2 protein-coding genes are annotated in these 3,135 nt (G+C 61.8%); one reads left to right on the top strand and one right to left on the bottom strand.

Annotated features, from left to right (window positions below):
- Positions 1-164: 164 nt before the first annotated feature.
- A complete protein-coding gene (serB, locus tag BFP90_RS11400; protein WP_065886537.1) occupies positions 165-1,379 on the bottom strand; it encodes a phosphoserine phosphatase SerB in 1,215 nt (404 codons plus the stop codon).
- Between the two features lie 133 nt (positions 1,380-1,512).
- On the opposite strand from serB, the gene BFP90_RS11395 reads away from it, so the two are divergent.
- Positions 1,513-3,048, top strand: a complete 1,536-nt coding sequence (locus BFP90_RS11395) for an AhpA/YtjB family protein (RefSeq protein WP_065896720.1) — start codon at positions 1,513-1,515, stop codon at positions 3,046-3,048.
- The last annotated feature ends 87 nt before the right edge of the window (positions 3,049-3,135 follow it).

Raw genomic sequence — 3,135 nt, 5'->3', positions numbered from 1 at the left:
ACTCGCTTCGCATCGTGGTTACGGTTGGGCGCTGCTGAGTTGTGTAGATACCTATGCCCCGATAGCGGTAGCCCAGTCAGAGATGTATTGACTGACCCACCGCCATCGGGGGCAAGTCGAATCGTCGCACCGCCCCTCCCACATTTTTGAGCGCATTTCGTCAGTTAGAGCTGCCCATCACGGTCGCGCAAGCCCAGCAGATACAGCACCCCATCCAACCCCAAGGTCGAAATCGCCTGCTTGGCCGACTGCTTGACCAACGGCTTGGCGCGGAACGCCACCCCCAGCCCGGCAATCGCCAGCATTGGCAAGTCGTTCGCGCCGTCGCCGACCGCAATGGTCTGTTCCAGGCGCAAGCCTTCCTTGTGCGCCAGCTCCCTGAGCAGGTCCGCCTTGCGTTGTGCGTCGACAATCGGCTCCACCGCCACGCCGGTCACTTTGCCATCCACCACTTCCAGCTCGTTGGCAAACACGTAGTCAATGCCCAGCTTGGCCTGCAGCTGCTTGGCAAAATAGGTGAAGCCACCGGACAGGATGGCCGTTTTGTAGCCCAGGCGCTTGAGTTCGGCGAACAGGGTTTCGGCGCCTTCGGTCAGGCGCAGGGAAGCGCCGATGGAATCGAGCACGCTCACGTCCAGGCCCTTGAGCAGCGCCAGGCGCTCCTTGAAGCTGGCGCGAAAATCCAGCTCGCCGGCCATCGCCCGCTCGGTAATCTCGCTGACCTGTTCGCCCACACCCGCCGCCTTGGCCAGCTCGTCGATGACTTCGGCTTCGATCAGGGTCGAGTCCATGTCGAACACCGCCAGACGACGATTGCGCCGGAACAGCGAATCTTCCTGGAAGGCGATGTCGACATTCAGCTCCTGGGCCACGCTCAGGAATTCGGCGCGCAGCGCTTGCGCATCGGCCGGCTCACCGCGCACAGAGAACTCGATGCAGCCCTTGCCTTTGTCCGCCGGCGTGTCCAGCGGCATACGTCCCGACAGGCGGTCGATATGGTCGATGTTCAACCCGTAATGCGCCGTGATCGAGCTGACGCGCTGCAGTTGTTCGGCCGTTACCTTGCGGGTGAGCAACGTCACGATATGGCGCTTTTTGCCCTGGCCTTCGACCCAATGCTGGTAATCGGCTTCGGACACCGGCGTGAAACGCACCTGCTGATCGAGTTTGTAGGCCGTGAACAGAATGTCCTTGAGGACAGACGATGCCTGCTCGGTGCTGGGAATTTCCACCAGGATGCCGAACGACAGGGTGTCGTGGATCACCGCCTGGCCGATGTCGAGAATGTTCACACCACCCTGGGCCAGAACACCGGTAATGGCAGCGGTGAGACCCGGTCGGTCAAGACCTGTGATGTTGATCAGGACAATTTCGCGCAAAGCGCACCCCCAGGCTGGAAAAAAACCGTATTCTACCCACTTTCAGTGACCATCGGGCACAGCCAGCGCTTTGCCGGTCATGGGCCTGTCGCTATACTGCGCGTCAACTTCACGGACCAAGAGCCGAGCGCAAGTGAACCGGCCCACGCCAGTAAAAACCGATAACTTCTTCCTGCTGATCTTCCGGGCACTGCGCCACCGCCGTGTACCGATCGCATTACGCATCGCCAGCCATAACGTGATCCTGGTCGCTCTGGCCCTGGTGATCTACGCCTGCGTGATGGGTTTGCAGTTCAAGCAGGCCATGCATGAGCAAGCCGACGCCCTGGGCGAGAGCCTGACCACCCAGACCGCCACCTCGGCGACTGAGTTGCTGGTGTCCAACGACATTCTCAGCCTCAACGTGCTGCTCAACAACCTGACCAAGAACCCGCTGGTGGCCCACGCTGCTATCTATAGCGTGGACAACCGGATCATGGCCGAAGCCGGGCAGCGCCCGAAAAACGGCCTGCTGGGCGAAGCCGAGGGCCTGTACCAGAGCAATATCACGTTTCAGGATGTGAAAGCCGGCCAATTGCGCATCAGCCTGGACATGCAACAGTTCCAGCAACCGATGACCATCAGCCTGCAAAGCATGGGCATCCTGAGCGCGATCCTGTTGGCCTTGGCCCTGGCCTTAAGCCTGCGCCTGGGCCGGCATATCTCCACGCCGTTGATGCAACTGCGCATCTGGCTGCGCGATATCAACGAACATACCCCGGCCACCGACCGCCAGGACGAAATCGGCGACCTCGCGCGCCAGCTGCATGCCAGCTTCGCGCCGGAGCCGACGGTACCTGAGGTTGAACCCGAGCCGGAGTACGACGAGGCCGACTACAACGACGACGAGCCTGAGTTTGAAGTGCGCGACCTGCGTGACCCAGGCTTTGACGAAAGCGCTCCGGTGGCCGGTTTGAAGCCTGCGCCACGGCATGTGATCAAGGCCGAAGAAGACGAGCTGGATGACGAAGACCCGTTCGCCGACCTGCGCGATACCGCAGACACCGCGCCTGCCGTAGCGCCGAAAGCGCTTGCGACCAAGAGCACCGAGCCCCAGTACAGCGCCGTACTCGCCGTGCAACTGGGTGCCCAGGACCAACTGCGCCGCCTGCCCCGCGCCCGCTTGACGGAATTGCTGGAACGCTACCGCGACTGTCTCGACCAGGCGGCCTCGCTCTACCAGAGCGAACTGCACACCCTGAACGACGGCAGCACGTTGATGCTGTTCCACAGCGAAGACAGCGGCGAAGATTACCTGACCAACGCCATCTGCTGCGGCGAGTTGCTGCGCGCCCTGGGCCATGCCTTGCAGATCGAAGTGGCGGACAGCGGCATTACCTTGCAATTGCAGTTGGGCCTGACGGTGGGCGATGACCTGTTCGGCATCAGCCAGATCGACCTCTTGCTGACCGAGATTGCCCAGGATGCCCTGGCCTTGTCCCAGCACAGCCGCAACCTGCTGCTGGTGGAGCGCAAGATCAGTGAAGACACGCTGATTCGCCAGCGCGCACGCATCCGCCCGATTGCCAGCCCTGAGGGCGCCAGCTGTGTGGAGCGTTTGATGGAGCCGTATCCGTCGATGCTGGAGCGCCAGCTGGCGCGGATGCATGAGACCCGTAACAAGAATTGAAGAACACCGCTAAACCCAATGTGGGAGGGGGCTTGCCCCCGATGGCGGCCTCTGGGCCGACCAGGATGCTGGATCAGACCGAGTACA

This window comes from Pseudomonas sp. 24 E 13, from assembly GCF_900004715.1.
Taxonomy (GTDB): domain Bacteria; phylum Pseudomonadota; class Gammaproteobacteria; order Pseudomonadales; family Pseudomonadaceae; genus Aquipseudomonas; species Aquipseudomonas orientalis_A.
This window is presented reverse-complemented; position numbering and strand designations above follow the sequence as displayed.